General features: G+C 56.5%; 17 protein-coding genes. 6 read left to right on the forward strand and 11 right to left on the reverse strand.

The annotated features are described in order from the left end of the window. The first annotated feature begins 8 nt into the window (after nucleotides 1-8). Nucleotides 9-833 carry a helix-turn-helix domain-containing protein gene (locus DES53_RS30875; RefSeq protein ID WP_113962202.1) on the forward strand — a complete coding sequence of 275 codons (825 nt, stop codon included), beginning with the start codon at nucleotides 9-11 and terminating at the stop codon, nucleotides 831-833. On the opposite strand, the gene DES53_RS30880 is transcribed toward DES53_RS30875, so the two are convergent. The 5 genes from DES53_RS30880 to DES53_RS30900 form a co-directional block, all read right to left on the reverse strand. Beyond that, the gene (locus tag DES53_RS30880) at nucleotides 822-2306 is read right to left on the reverse strand and encodes a CbiX/SirB N-terminal domain-containing protein (protein ID WP_165205398.1); all 1485 of its coding nucleotides are present in this window, start codon (nucleotides 2304-2306) and stop codon (nucleotides 822-824) included. The two genes, DES53_RS30875 and DES53_RS30880, sit on opposite strands and share 12 nt — an antisense overlap. A 58-nt stretch (nucleotides 2307-2364) precedes the next feature. After that, a complete protein-coding gene (locus DES53_RS30885) occupies nucleotides 2365-2841 on the reverse strand; it encodes an SRPBCC family protein (RefSeq protein ID WP_113962204.1) in 477 nt (158 codons plus the stop codon). Between the two features lie 80 nt (nucleotides 2842-2921). Beyond that, entirely contained in the window at nucleotides 2922-3767 is an 846-nt protein-coding gene (locus tag DES53_RS30890) for an SDR family NAD(P)-dependent oxidoreductase (protein ID WP_113962205.1), read from the reverse strand. A gap of 21 nt (nucleotides 3768-3788) precedes the next feature. Then, on the reverse strand, nucleotides 3789-5273 hold the full coding sequence (gene crtI, locus DES53_RS30895) for a phytoene desaturase family protein (protein ID WP_113962206.1): 1485 nt from the start codon (nucleotides 5271-5273) through the stop codon (nucleotides 3789-3791). Between the two features lie 71 nt (nucleotides 5274-5344). Continuing rightward, a complete protein-coding gene (locus tag DES53_RS30900; RefSeq protein ID WP_211325751.1) occupies nucleotides 5345-6727 on the reverse strand; it encodes an aldehyde dehydrogenase in 1383 nt (460 codons plus the stop codon). Nucleotides 6728-6769: 42 nt separating this feature from the next. On the opposite strand from DES53_RS30900, the gene DES53_RS30905 reads away from it, so the two are divergent. The 4 genes from DES53_RS30905 to DES53_RS34130 are packed head-to-tail and all read left to right on the forward strand — an operon-like array spanning nucleotide 6770 to nucleotide 10568. Then, on the forward strand, nucleotides 6770-7552 hold the full coding sequence (locus DES53_RS30905; protein WP_113962207.1) for a tetratricopeptide repeat protein: 783 nt from the start codon (nucleotides 6770-6772) through the stop codon (nucleotides 7550-7552). Between the two features lie 10 nt (nucleotides 7553-7562). Then, on the forward strand, nucleotides 7563-9047 hold the full coding sequence (locus DES53_RS30910; protein WP_113962208.1) for a phytoene desaturase family protein: 1485 nt from the start codon (nucleotides 7563-7565) through the stop codon (nucleotides 9045-9047). Beyond that, on the forward strand, nucleotides 9041-10087 hold the full coding sequence (locus DES53_RS30915) for a glycosyltransferase family 2 protein (RefSeq protein ID WP_113962209.1): 1047 nt from the start codon (nucleotides 9041-9043) through the stop codon (nucleotides 10085-10087). The genes DES53_RS30910 and DES53_RS30915 overlap by 7 nt, the downstream gene beginning before the upstream one ends. Continuing rightward, nucleotides 10077-10568 carry a glycosyl-4,4'-diaponeurosporenoate acyltransferase CrtO family protein gene (locus DES53_RS34130; RefSeq protein WP_425468395.1) on the forward strand — a complete coding sequence of 164 codons (492 nt, stop codon included), beginning with the start codon at nucleotides 10077-10079 and terminating at the stop codon, nucleotides 10566-10568. The genes DES53_RS30915 and DES53_RS34130 overlap by 11 nt, the downstream gene beginning before the upstream one ends. Before the next feature lie 456 nt (nucleotides 10569-11024). Here DES53_RS34130 and DES53_RS30920 read toward each other — a convergent pair whose 3' ends face one another. From DES53_RS30920 to DES53_RS30930, 3 genes are all read right to left on the reverse strand, one after another. Beyond that, entirely contained in the window at nucleotides 11025-12665 is a 1641-nt protein-coding gene (locus DES53_RS30920) for an ABC1 kinase family protein (RefSeq protein ID WP_170157558.1), read from the reverse strand. Nucleotides 12666-12845: 180 nt separating this feature from the next. Continuing rightward, nucleotides 12846-13064 (reverse strand): hypothetical protein, encoded by a 219-nt coding sequence (locus tag DES53_RS30925; protein ID WP_113962211.1) that lies wholly within the window; start codon nucleotides 13062-13064, stop codon nucleotides 12846-12848. Nucleotides 13065-13242: 178 nt separating this feature from the next. After that, the gene (locus DES53_RS30930) at nucleotides 13243-13500 is read right to left on the reverse strand and encodes a helix-turn-helix domain-containing protein (RefSeq protein WP_113962212.1); all 258 of its coding nucleotides are present in this window, start codon (nucleotides 13498-13500) and stop codon (nucleotides 13243-13245) included. A gap of 86 nt (nucleotides 13501-13586) precedes the next feature. Between DES53_RS30930 and DES53_RS30935 the strand changes: the two genes are divergently transcribed. Further along, complete coding sequence (locus DES53_RS30935) at nucleotides 13587-14441, forward strand: hypothetical protein (protein ID WP_113962213.1); 855 nt, start codon at nucleotides 13587-13589, stop codon at nucleotides 14439-14441. Nucleotides 14442-14655: 214 nt separating this feature from the next. Here the strand turns inward: DES53_RS30935 and DES53_RS30940 are convergent, their stop codons facing one another. The 3 genes from DES53_RS30940 to DES53_RS30950 all read right to left on the reverse strand — a co-directional run bounded on the left by DES53_RS30940 (nucleotide 14656) and on the right by DES53_RS30950 (nucleotide 18274). Beyond that, nucleotides 14656-14913 (reverse strand): hypothetical protein, encoded by a 258-nt coding sequence (locus DES53_RS30940; protein ID WP_170157559.1) that lies wholly within the window; start codon nucleotides 14911-14913, stop codon nucleotides 14656-14658. 273 nt (nucleotides 14914-15186) lie between these two features. Further along, nucleotides 15187-16755 (reverse strand): YfjI family protein, encoded by a 1569-nt coding sequence (locus DES53_RS30945; protein ID WP_113962215.1) that lies wholly within the window; start codon nucleotides 16753-16755, stop codon nucleotides 15187-15189. After that, nucleotides 16748-18274: a hypothetical protein gene (locus tag DES53_RS30950; RefSeq protein ID WP_113962216.1), complete on the reverse strand. Its 1527-nt coding sequence runs from the start codon at nucleotides 18272-18274 to the stop codon at nucleotides 16748-16750. Before DES53_RS30950 ends, DES53_RS30945 begins: the two co-directional genes overlap by 8 nt. Nucleotides 18275-18334: the final 60 nt, after the last annotated feature.

The following is an 18334-nucleotide window of genomic DNA, read 5'->3' on the forward strand; positions in this document are numbered from 1 at the left end:
CTCCTCACATGAGAACTACAGCCACGGGGCTCCTCGGCAGCCTTTCAACCAAAGGGAGCCTCGTCGTCGACGCGCGTCTTGTCGAGCAAATCGCGGATTTCATGCATGACACCGCGTTCTTCATCAAAGATGCCTCCGGGCGCTACCTCGTGGTGAACCAGTCCCTCGTCGAGCGGCATGGCTTGGAACACAAATCACAAATGCTAGGCCGCAGACCCTGTGATGTGTGCCCCGGCGAATACGGCCGCATCCCTACGGAGCAGGACGCACATGTACTCCGCACGGGCCGGCCCATCACAGAGAGGCTGGAACTCTTCTGGCGCCGACCAAATGTCCCCGTATGGGGCCTTACTACCAAGCTGCCAATCCGGGATGGGCGAGGCCGCGTCACCGGGCTGATCGGCATCTCCAAGGACCTGACGGCACTTGTGAGCCCTGAGGAGGTGCCACGTGCCGTCGCCCAGGCCCTGCGCCACCTTGAGAGCACTTTTGACCAACCGGTGAGCCCGTCCACGCTGGCAAAACGAGCCGGCATGAGCGCAGGTCGATTCGCCCGCATCATCAAGCGAATCCATGGCGTCAGCCCCATGCAGTTGATCACCAAGACGCGCATCACCGCAGGCTCACGACTGCTGCTCGAGACGGACTCCTCGATCGCGGAGGTCGCGCTGGCGTGCGGCTTCGCCGACCATAGTGCCTTCACCCGCTCCTTCCGCGCCGTCACCGGGATGTCTCCTAGCGAACATCGTCGCGTCGCTGGTACAGCTTGGAAACCAGGACGTGGCCATGAGGATTTCGATCTGCTTCAAAAAAGACACAGATTATTGTCGTGATGTAGTTCTGGACAAACGGGATCGTTCTGCTGCGGCGCTGATAACTTGGCCACATGGAGCCACGCAGAGTAAAGATGGCAATGACGATCTCTTACACTCACTATTACAATTCATTTGCTCTAGTGTTGGCAATGCGGTCAGCGGCTGTTCCGAGTCCAGTGACCAACTGATGGCTCGAAGGCATTTCGAGGTGGGATTGCAGACTTCTGCGACCAGCTGCTGTGCCTGCTCGTCCGTGATGTTCTTCGCAAAGCGATACATGCCGGTCTGGCGGCCAAGCGTTTCGCGGAGCGATACGGATTCCAGGGTATTCCCAAGCCAGTGCTCCCAAAGTCCCACCGCTGCCGGGTAGAGAAAGTCCAGGGCGAGCAGCAATTCGGATGTGTTGGAAAGTTCGAGCATCCAGCCGCGGCGCAGAGTGGGGGCGGTTTTCAAGGCGCGGAAGTTTCCTGCGTCATCGTAGGTCGCGATGGAGCGTGCATCTTCCGGGGTCTTGAAGGCTTGGAGTCCACCGCGATTCTCGGCGTCGTCCACATGGTGGCAGTGCCATGAGCCATCATCATTCCGATTCACTTGCACCTGCCCAATGCGGAAGCCTCCTTCCCGCGAAAGCAGGAATTCAAGTGCCTCGCCGTGCTTGAGCAAGGATGCATTGGAACCAGCAGCAGTCTCCTTCGTTAGCCCATGCCGCGTCTTAAAGTCACTCACCTGATCCAGGACCACATCCGCCATGAGTGCCTCAGTGCCGATGGCGCTGCTGTAGTACAGCTTCCGTCCGTGAAGGTCGTGGGGATTGTGCCAGAAGACGTCGTTCTGGCTCGCGGCTGCCGTGGGTTCATTCGTGATGCCAAGCAACACGGGAATGTCCTGGTAGCTGTGCAGGCCATCCGCGATGAAGAAGGGCACCACGACGACGTTCGGCGCGGTGCTCATCTCATTCCACTTCGCGACAAACGGCGCTTCTTCCATGTAGGCATCGAGCACCTCCGCAAACCCATATCCGCCTTCGCGAATGAAAGTCACCTGGTCCTTGATGGCCTTGGTAGAGTTTTCATTCAGGCTGGTGCCATGACCCACGATGACGAGCGCGGTCTGCTCACGCGGTACGCCGGGCGCCACCTCATCCGCACGCTTCAGCAGGAGCTTGGTCATGCTGGGGTGCACACCGACGGGTGCGCAATAGTAGATATTCGTATCGCCGCGCTTCGTGATCGGGCCTTCAACGCGCAGTTCCCGCGGAATCACCTCCTGGCAGAAATAGCCCTCGCTGGTGAAATTCGGCACTACGAAGATCTCCTTACTCTTCACCGTGTAGAACACCTCGCGCATGGAGGGCTCTTCCTTCCAGAAACAGCAAGCCACTTCATCAAACACGCCACGACGGCGGATCTCATCCGCATGCTGATGCGTCGGCGCGCTTGAGTCAGGGTTCAGCGTAGAACCGTGACCGACGAGAATTAATGCAGTGGACAAAATGCGTTGGGGTGAAACTTAGCAAGCCATCACTACCAGTGACCAGGAGTCGGTGCGTTCAATTTGGCAAATCCTTGCTGAACAACTTTCTTACGCGCTCCTCCCGATAGTCAAAAATGAATTTCAGACGTGGCTTCACAAAGGCCGCGTGTGCCAGTTCCCCAAAAGGTTGGAATGGTAGACGATAGGTGACGCGATCTGACATTTGCACTCCGCCTTCTTTCAACTCCGCAAAATAGTGCTCATGCCGCCAGAGTGCATAAGGCCCCACGCGCTGTTCATCGATGAAACATCGGTGGTCGACCACATGTGTGATCTCTGTCAGCCATTTCATTGAGAAGCGTGGCAGCGCTTTCACGCAATATTCTATTTCCAGCCCCTTGTAGATCCTGGCAGGCAGATTTGGACTTACGACCTGCAGCCCTAGCTGCGGCGGCGTAATGAGGCTCAAATTTCTGGGATCAGAGAAGAAGGACCATGCTTGAGCTAATGTAGACGGAACGAACTGATCACGGATTAGTGTATGGGCAGGCATTGGGATGGGGACTCGTATTTCATCGGCTGGCCAAGTTACACGGCATATCTGGTCGAACATCTTCTAGCGAGAGCGCATGCTCACGAAGCTTGGCCATTCGCTGGCAGCTCGAAGTCGACTCCCAGACCTACTTGCTCCCAGTCACAGAGCTCCCTTTCGAGTTCTGAGTTCTTACGCCGCGCCTTTTGGTTCGCGTACCTGCCTAGGGTCAGGCGCAACGGCGGACTGGCCGAAGCAGCGACCTCAAGGATGGCTTTGGCAGCCAGGTCTGGATTTCCTGGTTGTCTGCGGTCGGTCGAACGGACCAATCGCGCAAACTTGCCTGAAGTACTGTCGTAAGCTGGGAGGTGATTCCCGGCCGCTTGCAAACCTCGACCAACGAAGTCAGTACGAAAGGGCCCGGGCCGCACGATTGTCACGCGTACATTGAACGGTGCCAATTCTAATCGTAAACTCTCGCTGAGAGCCTCGAGTGCGGCCTTCGCGGCCCCGTACGCGCCAAATCCCGGATAGTTCGAAATCGCCGCAGCAGCACTGAAGTTGAAGATGTGTCCGGACTTCTGCTCACGAAACATGGGCAAGCATGCCCGAATGAGATTGAGGGCTCCGAAAAAATTTACTTCGAAGTTGTCCCTGATCTGGAATTCTTCGCACTCCTCCACCGCACCCAGAAGCCCCCTGCCGGCGTTGTTGACGAGTACGTCAAATCGACCTGCAAAACCGATAGCTTCCCTAACGCTCTCCGGGTCTGTAACGTCCAGTTCCAGAATGCGGCATCGCTCACAGGCTGACCAGGCGAATCCAGCGAGGTCGGACTTGTTCCTTGCTGTCGCAATGACAGAATTGCCAGACTCAAGAGCCTTTTTGGCGAGAGCTTGGCCAAGGCCGCTGGAGCAGCCTGTAATGAACCAGGTTTTCAGAGACATTGTACTGACTGGTGTTAGGATTCACGCGAGATCCTCCAGAAGGAGTCGTGAGCTGATCCTGGCGGATTCAAATATTACCGGCAGCCCGCTCCCGGGGTGAGTTCCACCTCCTACAAGATACATCCCATCAAATTCTTCAAATCGGTTTCTCGGCCGAAGGTGCAACATCTGGGAAAAACTGTGGGCGAGATTGAAGGTCGCACCTCTGTAAATGTCCACCTTCTGTTCCCAGTCTTGAGGTGTGATGATCCGTTCAAAGCGGAGCCGTTTCTCAATATCCGGAACCCCAATTTTTGCCAGTTGCTTAAGGGCAAGCGAGCGGTAGCGCATCTTCTCTTTGTTCCAGTCTACATTAGGATGCTGATGGGTAACGGGTAGAAGGACGTAAAGGGCGCTGTGGCCGCGCGGGGCCATGGTGTCATCAGTCGTAGCCGTGTTGGCAACATAGAATGATGGGTCGTCCGAGAGCACGTGCCGCTCCTCAATATCCTGCAGGTTACGCCGGTAATCCTTGGCCACATAGATGTTGTGGTGCGTGAGATTCTCGAAGCGACCTTCAACTCCTAAATACAACATGAAAGTGGAGCATGAGTACCGCTTACGAGATAAAGTAGCATCACTCCACTTTCTTCTAAGTTGTGGCGCCACCAGTTTGGACATTGCGTGAGCAAAATCCGCGTTCACCACAACGGCATCAGCGAGTTCCTCGCCATGCTTCGTGCGGACGCCTACAGCACGCTTACCTGTGAAGATGATCTGTTCGACTGCAGTATCGAGATGAATCTTCACACCAAGCTCACGGGCGATCCTCGCCATATTCTCGGTGAGGGCGCTACAACCACCCGTGGGGTGCCAGATCCCGTGTTCGTATTCCAGGAAGGAAAGGATGGAGAACAGGCTTGGGCACTGGAAGGGCGACATCCCTAGGTACTTGGACTGAAATGTGAATGCCAGTTGAATGCGCGGGTCATGAAAGAAATCCGCAAGCTCCTGATGAAGGGACTTCCAGGGCTTCAGGAACGGCAGGACAGCGAGAAGACGGGCGCTGAGAAGGCTCGTCCAGCCTTGGAAAGGGGTTTGCAGACACGGGGCGAACTTCTCAAGCTTCACCCGATTGTGAGCCATGAATTGGCGGAATCTCGGAGCGTCTTCGGGCGACAGACGCGCGATCTCTGAACACATCCGTTCTATGTCTGAGGTAGCGTTAATCTCACCTCCGGCTCCAAAAGTGATCCGGTATTGCGGGTCCAGTCTTTGCATCGGCACTTCGGTAAAGAGGTCTTTGCCGACTGCTTGAAAGATCTCCTGCAGAACTTGGGGATACAGAAAGAACGTGGGCCCCAAATCGAAGCGATAACCATCACCTTCGATGCATGAAGTGCGCCCTCCCACACGGGGTTGCTTCTCCAAAACCGTGACCTCAAGCCCTTCCTTTGCTAATAGCATCGCAGTGGCAAGCCCCCCCGGGCCAGCTCCAATGATCAATACGCGTTTAGGTTTCGCCATGCGATTCTTCCTACGCCACCGGCGGCGAACTGGATACCATCCCGCTAAAGATATTTTTCTGCCCTGGGGTTTCAGCGTCCCAACAGAAAGCGTCCGGCCTTTTTCAACATCGTCAGCGAGGTCTTCATAGGGGGGTAGCGGAACGCTGAGTCGAAGCGGAATCCGCGGTTCATGACCGCCCGCTGGTGTGAGAAACACTCAAACCCGTACTTTCCATGGTACATCCCCATCCCGCTTTGTCCGAGCCCTCCGAAGGGAAGACATTTTCCCATCATGTGCAGCAGTGTGTCGTTAACGCAAACACCCCCCGAGCGGACCTCTCGGAGAACGGCGTCCTGAGTTTCCTTGTCCTCCGTGAACAGGTACATAGCCAAGGGAGTGGGGCGGCTGCGTAGGTACGATATCGCTTCCGCAATCTCGTCGAAAGTCGCCACGGGAAGGATGGGTCCGAAGATCTCCTCCTGCAAAACAGGATCATTTTCGGAAACATTCGTAAGGATCGTAGGGGAAATGTACAAGTCACTTGCTTCATGGTGCCCGCCGTAAAAGGTCTCGCCTGAAGCCAGATAGCCAACCAGCCGCTCATGATGCCGCCGGTTGATGATCCTCGAGTAGTCAGCGCTGCGGCGAGGATCTTCGCCGTAGAATTCCTTGATGCTTCTACTCAGGCTCTCCAGGAATTGTTCTTTCACCCGGCGGTCCACCAGGACGAAATCCGGGGCGGTACAGGTTTGGCCGGCGTTAAGGAATTTCCCCCAGACTATGCGCCGCGCCGCAATTTCGATGGGAACGTCCGCACAAACAATGCAAGGCGACTTGCCGCCCAGCTCAAGAGTTACTGGTATCAATCGATCAGCTGCACAGGCCATCACTTCGCGCCCGCGCTCGGTGCTTCCCGTAAAGAAGATCTTTTGGAATGGTTGCTTCAGGCATGCGGCGGCCACAACGCCATCACCTTCTACGACGGCCACATACTCCGGAGGGTAGATGGACGAGACGAGCCTCGCGATGGCCTCAGAAGTGGCGGGTGACAGCTCTGAAGGCTTCAGCACTGCGCAGTTTCCGGCGGCAATCGCGCTGACCAACGGGGTGAGTATAAGCTGGAGTGGATAGTTCCATGGCCCCATGATGAGGACCACGCCGTATGGCTCCTGCTGGCAGCTCGACCGTGCAGGCCACGCCAGCACAGGAGTGGGCACCCGTCTGGGCTTTGCCCAGCGGCCTATATGCTTCATGGCATAGGCTGCCTCGCTTTCCACGAATGCCACCTCGGCGAGGTAGGTCTGCTCCGGAGAACGGCCCAGGTCCCGATATACGGCTTTTAGAAGGTCGTCCCCGTGCGCGGAGAGTCCCTCAAGCAGTATCGAGAGCATGTTCTGCCGGAAACCGGTCGGACGAGTAACGCCGGACCGGAAAAAATTTTTCTGGCTCTGAACGATTTTTGTCAGGTCCACGATCAACCGTTGGTGGGATTCCAACGTATACGAAAGCGAGTCATGAAAAGGCGCATCGTTCTACCTCTTTCCGGACTGGCGTTGTTTCTGGTGTTTTCGGGCACTGCGCTGGTGGCATCTGCATCTGAAGTTAACAAGGGAGTGCGAGAGTTCCGAGAGGCTTACGCGTCATGGAACGCTGATGCTTTCGCACAGGCCGCGGGTACAGTCTCTAAAGCCGCAGCGAGTGACGGTGCTTCCGCCGAAGTGTACCACTGGCTTGGGGTGATTCAGTTCCACCAGATGCTTCAAAAGCGGAGTGAGTCGGGAAGCAGTGCGTCGACACCTGCGGTGGTAAAATTCCGCGAAGCGGCTATCGAGACGCTTACCCGTGCACTTCAAAAGGATGCGAAGGATGCTGAGGCACACGCCATGCTTGGAACGATGATGGGCATGAAGGTGGATGGCATGCTAAGCGGGCTCCGCTTTGGTCCCTCCATATCGCGGCATCAGGACCAAGCTCTGGCACACGGCACGGACAATCCTAGGGTGCAATACCTCCTCGGCGCCGCAAAGTATCATACAGCCAAGGACAAGGATGGCTTTGAGTCTGCCCTTAAGTCTTTGCAAACTGCGGAGCGTCTCTTTGAAACCGAGAACAAGGAGCCGGCAGGCGAAGAAAATGCTCGGTGGGGCTACGATGCATGCCTGGTATTTCTGGGCCGTACCGAGGAAGCGCTCGGGAACCGGGAGAAGGCCGCCGGCTACTTCCGCAAAGCACTTTCTGTCCGGCCTAACGACGATGGCGCCAAAGAAGGACTGAAACGGACTGCCAGTTCAACCTGACCCAGGACCTATGCCCCAGAGGAAAGCAATTGTGATCGGTGCTGGGCTCGGCGGCATTTCTGCGGCCGTATCCCTCAAGCAGGAAGGATATGAAGTAGCCATCTTCGAGAAGAACAGCCAGATCGGCGGCAAGCTCAACGTGCACAGGGAGCGCGGCTACTCTTTCGATCTTGGGCCTTCCATCCTGACGCTTCCACACATCTTTCGGAGGCTCTTCGAGAGATCGGGAAAGAATCTGGAGGATTATATACCTATCCGGACAGTGAGGCCTCACTGGAGGAACTTTTTTGAGGACGGCACAGTCGTGGATTTGTATCCGGAGGCGGACAAAATGGCAGCGGAGGCGCTAAAGGTCGGCGAACCGTACGAGAACGTGGAGCGATTTTTGAAGTATTCAGCGGACCTCTATGACCTTACGAACGATGGTTACTTCGAGCAGGGTCTCGACAATTGGCGCGAATTCGGAAAACACTATGGGCTGTGGAAATTTCCTCAGTTCGATCTGTTTCGCAACATGCACAGCGGAGTTGCGTCGCACTTCGACACCCGCTATTTCAGGGACGTTTTTGATTTTTTCATCAAGTATGTTGGCTCGTCGGCGTTCCGCGCTCCTGCCTTCATGAACTCGATGGCGACGATCCAGTTTCGCTACGACCTCTGGTATGTAGATGGAGGGCTCTACAACATCGCTGTTGGCCTGGGCCGCCTCATGGAAGAACTGGGAGTAAAGGTGCATCTGGAGTCCGCTGTAGAGGAAGTGCGCCGTGAGGGAGGCAGGGTTACCGGTATCGTGGTCGGTGGAGAATTCCATGCGGCCGATGTGGTGATTTCGAACATGGAAGTCATTCCGGCGTACAAGGAACTTCTCGGTGAAGAAGGGGCCTTCACGCGCAAACTTGAAAAACGCCTGGAGCCAGCTTGTTCAGGACTCATCATAGATCTGGGGCTGGACCGTCAATACCCTCAACTGGCTCACCACAATTTCTTCTTCAGTGATGATCAGCGCGAACATTTTCGCACGGTGTTTGAGAAACGCGAATTACCCCACGACCCCACCCTCTATGTGGTTGCAGCGTCCCGAACGGATGCAACGGTGGCCCCACAAGGATGCGACGCTCTAAAGATCTTGCCGCACATCCCCTACATCGACGACGAACACCCGCTCAGCCGAGCCGACTACGAAGCCCTCAAGGATCGGGTGCTGGAAAAGCTGGAGCGCATGGGACTTGAGAATTTGAGGCAACATGTCGTGGTCGAACATGTTTGGACACCGCTCGACATTCGCGAACAGTACAACTCGAATAAAGGTTCCATTTACGGGGTGGTGAGCGACCGCTGGAAGAATTTGGCATTCAAGGCACCAAAACAGAGCACCAAATATCCCAATCTTTTCTTTGTGGGAGGTTCGGTTAATCCCGGGGGAGGGATGCCGATGGTAGTGCTGTGCGGACAGAATGTGGCCAAGAAGGTGGTCGCCTGGCATGCGCAATGTTGATACTGCTCGCCATTACTCTGGTGTTGTGGTCAGCAGGATTTGCTCTCCTGGTAAAGTTGAAGCCTGCCCATCGTCGGAATGGCACTCCCGCTGGAGGCAAAGAACTTAGTGTCAGCATCATTATTCCTGCTCGGAATGAAGAAGAGAATTTGCCGCGTCTGCTGGCCTCGCTGCAGCACCAGTCACACGCATTGCACGAGATCATCGTGGTAGATGACGAGTCAAGCGACCGAACCGCAGAAATTGCTGCAGAGTTGGGAGCAAGAGTAGTTAGCTCAGCGCCACTGCCCGAAGGATGGCGAGGCAAACCTTGGGCTTGCCATCAGGGCGCAGGTGCCTCTAGCGGAAGCCATCTACTCTTCGTTGACGCCGACACCTGGGTTGAAGAGAATGGGCTACAGAGTCTGCTCGATGCCTACCAGGGAGGTGCATTGTCGGTGGGACCTTGGCACGCCGTAAGGGAACCTTATGAGGAACTCTCTTTGTTCTTCAATCTTAATATGGTCTTCGGCACAGTACCTCAGGGCTTGTTCGGACAGGTGCTCCTGTTAGACCGAAAAAGTTACGTGCGTGCAGGAGGCCATGAGATTGTTAAAGGCTTCGTGCTCGAAAACGTCATGCTCGCCCACCACCTTCGGCGAGCGGGGGTGGCGGTGCGCAGCATACTGGGAAAGCGTCAGTTTTCTTTTCGAATGTACCCCCGTGGTTTTTCAGAGCTGGTGCTCGGTTGGGTCAAAGGGTTTGCCTCTGGGGCCAAAAGCACGCCCCGCGGCACACTTGCGATTAGCATCGCTTGGATGACCAGCTTGGCGTTCGTCCCGCTAGGCTGGATAATAACGGGAGAGCATGTTTGGGGGGCCACCTATCTTCTGTGCGCGGTGCAGGTCGGCTGGATGGGCCAGACCGTTGGCGGTTTTCGACCACTGGCCTCGGTCTTTTATCCCGTCCAGCTTCTGTTCTTCTTTGCTGTGTTTGGAATGTCACTGACAACGTTGGGGAGGACTGTCGGTTGGAAGGGGCGCCACTTCAATGCACGTTGAACTTTCAATCTTCTGGACCATCTTTTGCAACGTTACAGGATGGGCTGCAATCCAGATCGGATTGGCCTGGATATTCACACGACTCCCTGCGCGGTGGTTCGCGCCGCCCGGAATTCTTGGGTGGGAACACAATGGGGACGTTTACCAGCGTGCGTTCCGAATCAAAAAGTGGAAAAAGCTTCTTCCAGACGGGGCTTCGTGGTTCGAAGGCGGTTTCGCAAAAAGAAGGCTGTCCGGCTCGGAACGGGCCTACCTACAACGGTTTTTGCAAGAGACCTGGCGGGGGGAAATGTGTCACTGGACCGTTCTTGCATGGACGCCATTGTTCTTTACGTGGAATCCACTTTGGGGAGACTGCGTTGTCGTCGCCTATGCCATCGTCTCAAATATTCCTTGTATTCTTGTTCAACGTTACAATCGTGCGCGCCTTGCGAGGCTCATAAGTTTACGTGAGCGCGCTCATGCGACAGTACCGCGGTAGCGCCTTCCTTCGAAAGGAAGACTTCTATTGGCGTCAACTCGGTTGTCATGTTTTTGCAAACATTTCGTTTGCGTCCTTGAGCCAGCGTTTTTGTGGACTCTAGTTATTCGGATCAGAACGATATCTGATTGCCAGTGAAATGCGGACAGCGGGCACCGCGCTTGAGGCCTATGGCACGGAATCATTCCCATTTTTCCGCTCCGGCAGACTATTGAAAGCAACGGTGAGCCATCTCAAGCGTGCGTGGATGCCAACCCGTCGTACAAGGGCGTGTACGCTTTCGCCACAGTTACCCTATTGTTGCCTCTATGGCAAAGCACTCCATGAGCTGCGACCTTCCCTTGGCCGCATGGACCGTTGAAGCTTGAAAGCTCCCCGCTCTACCAAGTCGATACGCCGCTCACCCAGAGCTAAATCCGAACACCACGCCACCGCACGTGAGGCTCAGAGCCGCACCTAACGATCCCTCCAAATAGTCCGGAGCAGACGAGTTCCCAGCAAGCCGCTGAAAACAACAAAGAGCACGCCAGGCACCGAATGGCCACCCACCAAAGGAGGCACTTTGTTGCTCAGCATGAGCGAGGCCCCAAGAAACAGCGAGCTACAAATCATCCCCATGACCAGCCGGTTCACCACGGGTTCCAATCGCCGATGTTCCAGGTGCACGTCGAATTTCCCCTCCCTCACCTGCTGGAATAGTTCAGAGAGCCCGCGAGGAAGGTTCTGCGCGAGGTCATTCCATTCGTTCAGCAACCGGTGGAGCTTCTTCACCTTTCGCCGCGGAGAAAGCTGGCGCAGGAAAATATCCTTCTGATACGGGGCAATGATGGTGCTGATGTTGATCTGCGGACTCAGCAGTTTGGCGGTACCGTCCAGCATCACCAGCACCTTGATGATCTGGGCCAGAGTGCTGGGCAAGATAAGGCGATAGCGGGAAATGCATCGAGCTATTTCATTGAGCGCATTCCCGAGCTCAAAATGATCGAGAGGCTCGCCTCCATAAAACGAGATGAAATCAGCTAGGTCAGCGCTGAAGGCTGCCTCATCGAACCCGGGCGGCGGAGTACACAGCCGGGTAAGGATGCGGGCCAGCAGCCGCGCGTCCAGAGCGGCCACTGCCAGCAGGATTTCTTCGACGTTCTCTCGCAAGCCTTCGTCGATACGGCCCACCATCCCGCAGTCGACAATGCCGAGCACTCCCCCTTCCATCACCAGAATGTTTCCGGGATGCGGATCCGCGTGGTAAAAGCCATCGCGAAAAATCATATCCATCCACAAGGTGGCGCCGCGGCAGGCCAGTTCCTGGCGATCCACGCCCAGAAGTTCGATCTGCGCGGTGTCCCGGAGATTCGCACCTTGCAGAAGCTCCATCGTGAGTACACGGCTGGTGCTGAACTCGGCGTAGGCCCGCGGAAATCGCACCGATGCATTGGACGCGAAACTCGTGGCAAATTCCCGCAGGTTTCTCTGCTCCCGTCTGAAATCGAGTTCACGCAACAGTGAACGATGAAATTCGCCCACGATCGCGGCAGGCTGATACCGCCTGAGTTCGGCTGACTTCTCTGCAAACTCAGCCAGCCACCGCAGGATGTCGAGATCCGCCAGGATGCGATTCTCGATGTCCGGATGCTGCACCTTCACCACTACTTCGGTGCCATTGTGCAGACGGGCTCGATGCACCTGTCCTATCGAGGCAGAGGCCATCGGGGTTGGAGAGAACTCCGCAAAAACCTCGTCGACAGGTTTTCCCAATTCCGCGCTCACCGTCGCCATGGCGACCTCTGGAGCATCGGGAGGCACATCAGTCTGCAGCTTCACCAGTTCTTCGGCGATTTCCCAACCGATGACGTCGCCGCGCGTACTCAACATCTGCCCGAGCTTGATGAAGGTGGTTCCCAACTCCGTAACAGCCAGTCGAATGCGTGCCGGCCGGGGTTGGTCCGTAAGCATCTTCCCATCCCGGTCCGTGAAGTACTTCTTCGGGAGTTCAAATCCGGAATGCGCCAGCCAGTCGGCCAGACCATACTTCGCCAGGATGCCTGCCACCTCCGCAGCGCGGTGGGCGTGACGCGTAAGCTGCTCTGGAATCAAGCTCATTCGTGGTAGTACAGCAGTTGGGCGGCCCAGTCTTGTGCGATGGACATTGGCGAGCCGCAGCCACTCATTACCCATCCTCACCGATAAATCCACCGGTCATCGCCCTGGCCGCGTGACTGCAGGTTGGCATCGGACGCTCCCCATCCCGGTTGAACAGCCCCTCCCGGGGTCCGGCACTCATCAGCGGCTCAGCATAACAAAGGCGATCACTGCCCCCACGGCGAACGCGACAGTGGCCGCCAGCAGCTCCCCCTTTCGTGAGCGGCCCTTGAAGACGAACAGCACCACAAGAAGCCCCACTACAGAGACCACGGCCATGACGAGGGCATTCCCCCACGCGGTGAGCACCAACATCACGGCCACGGCGATAGCTCCCCAAATGTCGGCTCGCTCCTTCATAACAATTCAACGTCCAACACCCAGGACAACTTGAGCAGATATTGCCGACCACTGTGCAAGACTTGTGTTGGCACTCCTCCCGCCAAGTCGGGCTACAGACCCACATCTACCGCATCATCTGGTTGTCGAGTTTCCTACGCGACCGTGAAACCCGCGAATCGATGCCGCTGCCGCGCCTTCACTTGGCATCGGCCTCGGCAAAGCGCTTCATGAGCAAGGCGGTTTCCTTGGCAGGGTCTGCCTTGAGCGCCCTGAACAACTCATAGGCCTCCACGAGGTCCACACGCCGCTCGCCCAGCTCAATCCGGGCGACCATGCCGTGCTCCCGTCCCAACGCAGTCGCCAAATCACGCTGCGTCATCCCGGCCCTCTCCCGCAAGGCGCGGACATGGTCGCAGAATATCTTGGACAGCGCACTGTGGACAGCCTTTTGCACGCTGCGATTTTGAGAGCAAAAGCACTTGCTTCCAAAATGAGAGCAAATAGATTTACGCTAACCGGTCACCAACACCGGTCATTCCTATGAAGTCGAAAACCTGTCATTCGGCCCTCGTGTTCTTAAGTGCTCTGGCGCTCGCATTTGCTCCAGTTCATGCCGAGGACTCCGCGCTCCTCACCGGGACTTGTCGCAACGTCACCCATGGGCTGGATGGTCTACTGAAACTCTACGTGACCGAGAAGGCGGGTGGAGAAATCGAAGGCTACATGTCCATCAGCGGCTGGCTCATCGGCAGTGACCCGCTCAAGGGCACCCGGACTGGGAACATCTACAAGTTTACCACGTCCGATCCCCTGTGGGGACTCTCCATTGCCTGGGAAGGTGTACGTCGGGAGCACCGGCTGTCCGGCGAGTACTACATTGGAGCCAACGCCAAAACAGGAACGGACAAGCAGGTCGGCGAGTGGGAAGTACAGATGGAAGACAGCCAGAAGGACGGGGCCATCACGTCCGAGGAATCCTTTCGCAAGCTGTTCAAGCTCCGCCTCGAAGCCGACCTCAACTCCCCCATCAAACTCCCGGATGGAATTACAGTCACCGGAGCCCAGGGCCTCTTCCAGTCCATTCACCCCGTGGGCACCGGTGTCAGCGTAAACGTCACCGACGTTTCCATCGTTTGGAAAGAGGGTGCCTCCAAGACCTCCGCCGAAGGCATCCACCGCTACACCGTGGACTACACGCTGTACTGGCATGGGCTGCTCAAGCCCACCGGACACACCAAGCTTCGCTTGAAGTACAACGCAGCCCTCAACGCCGTGACGGCTCACGACATGCTGGAAACCACCGGCACCACCAACCAGGACGTGAGTGAGATCGCCTTCGGCATCGGGGTGATTCTTGGAAAGGCCGCCATGGATTCGCTGCTCGAATCGAACTAACCCACTGCCATGTCGGATTCGATGGATGCTCTTCTGGCTACCCTGGCCGTGGCTTCATTGGCTGGCGTTGCGATCTGGAATACCCGGAGCCGCAGGCCAGCCTGGCTGACCAAAGTCTACCTGGCCGTACTGCTGGCTTTCGGGGTACTCGGGTACAACGCCAACCGTAGTGACAGGCAAAAAGAGCGGGAGAGAGTCGAGCGCTTACAGGAGCTCAGGGAGGGCCTGAAGTCTCTGTCTGAGCAGAGGCGTCTGCGGTGAGCATACACGACTCCAGGCGCTCCGGGATGGGACCGGTGGCATGGTGGCGTGTCAACGTGCAACCCTGGCGGCGAAAGGCCACTTCGTCCTCGACACAGTTTTCACTGAACTTAATCCAGGCGACGAACTCAGTGCAGGCATAGGTCGTCAGGAGACATTTCCCGTGCTGGTCGCGGAGCGCCCAAACAACATCGTCGTCGTTGTTGCTCATATCCTCCTTCAACAGAGCTTGTAGCGCGCTCTCGCTCAATCCCGAGCATGTTTCGATGAACTCTCTCGCAATCATATAAAAATGGAGTGCGGTGCGTGACTGGTACACATCCGATGAGTTGCCGCAAAAATCAATGTCCGAACTCTCCGTCGCCACAGGCTCTCAAGTCGATGTGTGGACGGCTGCAAGCGATGTCAAGACTGTCTATAAGCTTTCCCACGCCTGGGTCCGAATCCATCAAGGGTACCTGCTGACGCTGACAATGTCAGCGTTTCACGGAATCTCATCTGTCGGAAACGGGCCAGGCGCTCCCCAGCCATCAGGCATGTCTGTAGGAAGTGGGCGAAGCTTCACCCTTCCATCGGGCATTTCGATAACGAATCCATTCCTCATGAGACCAGAAATGGCTCTGTCCCGAGTACGGGAAGTCATCTCGTGGAAGGTACGGCTTAGTTCCCGCCTGGTCATGGGTCCTTTGTCCCCCAAGCGATCCATAATAGCCATTTCGAGCTGAAAATTGTCAATGCTGTCAATGTCGTAGGTCTCGTCGAAGATGGTTCGACCGTCGTCATCTGGACCAAGCCGTAACCACTTGAGACAATCATAATGTTCGCGTGCCAACCACCGCCCCAGAATGCATGCGGCATCCATGGCCTCCGAAGAGACGATAGCATCAACTCCCGGCACAGAGTTCTCATTCTTGCCTGTGATCGAAAGCAACATCGCCAAGCGAATCACCAGCTCATGAAACCAGGCAAATTGCTGCGGCCTCAGTGGCGCCAGTTTGGAGGCGTTAGTTGCCAGATCGACGCAAAATCCCGCGGCCAAGGCGTCTGCCTCGGGGGAAAGGCTCCAGACCACGGCGTCGTGTCCAGATTCCGTACTGTCGACCAGACGACGGCACAGCTTCGCCCACTCCCCGTACACTTCCGCATCGAGCGGAACCAGATACGCAGGAGACGCTCCCTCCGTAACCACCAGAACCGGTGGGCTCGCAGCTTTCCATGGACTCTGAGGGCCCCAGATGACCCTACGCGCTGCGGTGATCTCCGACCTCCACAACAGGTGGATCACTCCTCGGCAGGGAATCGGTCCCTTCGCCGGAAGGTCCATGTCCTTCCAACTCATCTGAAGCAGGCGGCTCAGTTCCACAACCTGCTTTCGGCTGGCGCTATGAAGCTCCTGCATCGGATCAATGCCACCATTGAGAGACACTACTGTCCGCCCCCAACTGTGCTTCAAAGCTTCGAGCAGTTTGTCGGGCAACGGGGACCGCTCCATGGCACACGGGGCCAGAGTTAATTGGGTGCGCACTAGTTGCTTGTTCTTGTCGAGGGCAGAGCCGAATAGGAACGAAGACTGTGAATCCATGCTCTTGAGCTCATTCATAAAATGAGCGGCACCAAAAGCCTGATGCATCCTCAGCCTGCCACGGAGGTGTCCCAGCCAGGGCTCGGCAAAAAACTCGATCCAATTATGGCTTGTGGGAGCTTCCCCGCAGACAATCAAGTTGAACGGACAGGATATCCCCAAGTGGGCTCTCCGTAACCGGTGCTTAGCGCCGGCGATCCCCGCCAGAACGTGCAGCAGGACGACCATGATGGATTCCGGACGCAACTTCCACCGACTCGCCGCATCCACTGTCAGAACCTTGAGAGGTTCCGGCACGATGTTCAGGGCCTTGGCGAAGTTATCTGCGGGCGCATTGCGGAGCAGCCAGTGCTCGGCCTCCTGTTTCGTGGGGTCTGAATGCGAGGCCACTGGTTCCAGAGGGGGCAGCCCGCCGAAAGCCTCCAAACATTGGCCATTACCTTTCGAAAGTTCTTCTAAGAGGCTATCCATTGATTGTACTGTTTAAGGGTTGGGTGAGACGATGGTTCGTGAGGTCGCCATCGTCCGGAATGTGATACTCTCGCTTTGTCTGGAGATAGACGACCTGCCCGGCGCTCATCAGTCGTTCGAGCCCCGCGTCAATGTCTGAGCGTCTGCTTTGGAAGATCGAGCGCTGAAGTGTCCGGGCGTTGCAGGGACCTTTTGCTTTGAGGATCGACTGGATCTGCCTGGCGAATCTGGCTGCGCGCTGAACCTGCACTTGAGCAAATGCTGCTTTGAGAAGCGCCACATGCCTCTCGACGGCGTATGCTGTAGTGGCCTGTACGGCCTTTGACAGCCTTCCTTCGTCAATCCCAAGAACGGTGAAGGCCCACGATAGCTTTTGGACCAGAGCTGCAAACGGTCGCATGTAGCGCCGAAGTTCTGGAGGAGTTGCATCGAGCAGCCTCACCATCTCGGCATCAAGCTCTTCAAGCTGGTGCATGAGGTGCGGACTGTGTTGAACAATGGTTCCTTTTCGGGCAGCCCGATCGTTGACCAGTCGTTCAAGAATTCCTTTGTAGGTCCCCCACACTGCTTGGGTCCCTCCACTCTGCAGCGGACGCACTTTGCACTCGGACGGCGCCCACAAGATTGCTTCTTCAAGAACAGGCTTCTCGGTGCCAGCTCCAGCTTCTCCAAGGATTTCCGCAACCCGCTCAGGAGAGAGACTTGAAAAGAGCGCGATTCTGCCGCGCACGAGCTTGCCGTTCCCTTGATCCTGATGCAACCGCGGCATGGGAACATCTTTTCCTCCCATCAGCTGAGAGAGATACCTGGCATGGGAACCCCACTTCGCTCCATCAGCATCGTTCTGCTCGAAAAGGCGGCCTTCAGGGTCCAGAACAAACGCGTGCTGTTCGACAACATCGGCCATCATACCCGGCAGTTCGTTGAGAGAACCGGGGCGGAGCACAAACGATGGCAGATGGCGCACTCCGGGCACGCGTTCGCGCAACAGCATCTCGGTATGCTTTCCATCATGGGAAGGCATCGGGTCGACCGGCGAGTCCCAGCCCATAGGCAGCGTATCGCCTGCATTCAGATCATTAACCGTCGCCTCTAACATCTGAACGAGACGCGTATGAATCTCCGTGGGTCGAACCGCCAGCGCTTCGCGCCACGTTTTCAGCGACTCCGGGCCAGACAGATACATGTCGCCCCACACACGGCTCGTCCTGTGCGCAGCATGACGCATGAAATCCTGAAGCGAGTGCAGAGGCCGGAAGAGATGTTCCGCAAGGCGCTGCGACCGGTGGGACAGCTCCCCCACACTGATGAGATTTACTCCTTGCGAAATCCCTGCCCCACCCTTCGTCACCAAGCCCGAGAGAGGTCCTGTAACGTTGGCAAGCACTCCAGCTACACAAAGTGCCACCTCCTCCACCGGCAGCCCCAGGGTGCAAGACATGCCACAGAGATGGTTACCGAAGGTTTCGATCCATGGTCTCAACTGGGTTTTGTTCGAACAATCAGGTGCTTGGCTCATTGTACGGAAACAGCTGAAGGTGAAAGTCTGTCTTAGCAAAGAGGTATACTAGTGCCCAGA

The sequence above is a fragment of the Roseimicrobium gellanilyticum genome, from assembly GCF_003315205.1.
GTDB classification, from domain to species: Bacteria; Verrucomicrobiota; Verrucomicrobiia; order Verrucomicrobiales; family Verrucomicrobiaceae; genus Roseimicrobium; species Roseimicrobium gellanilyticum.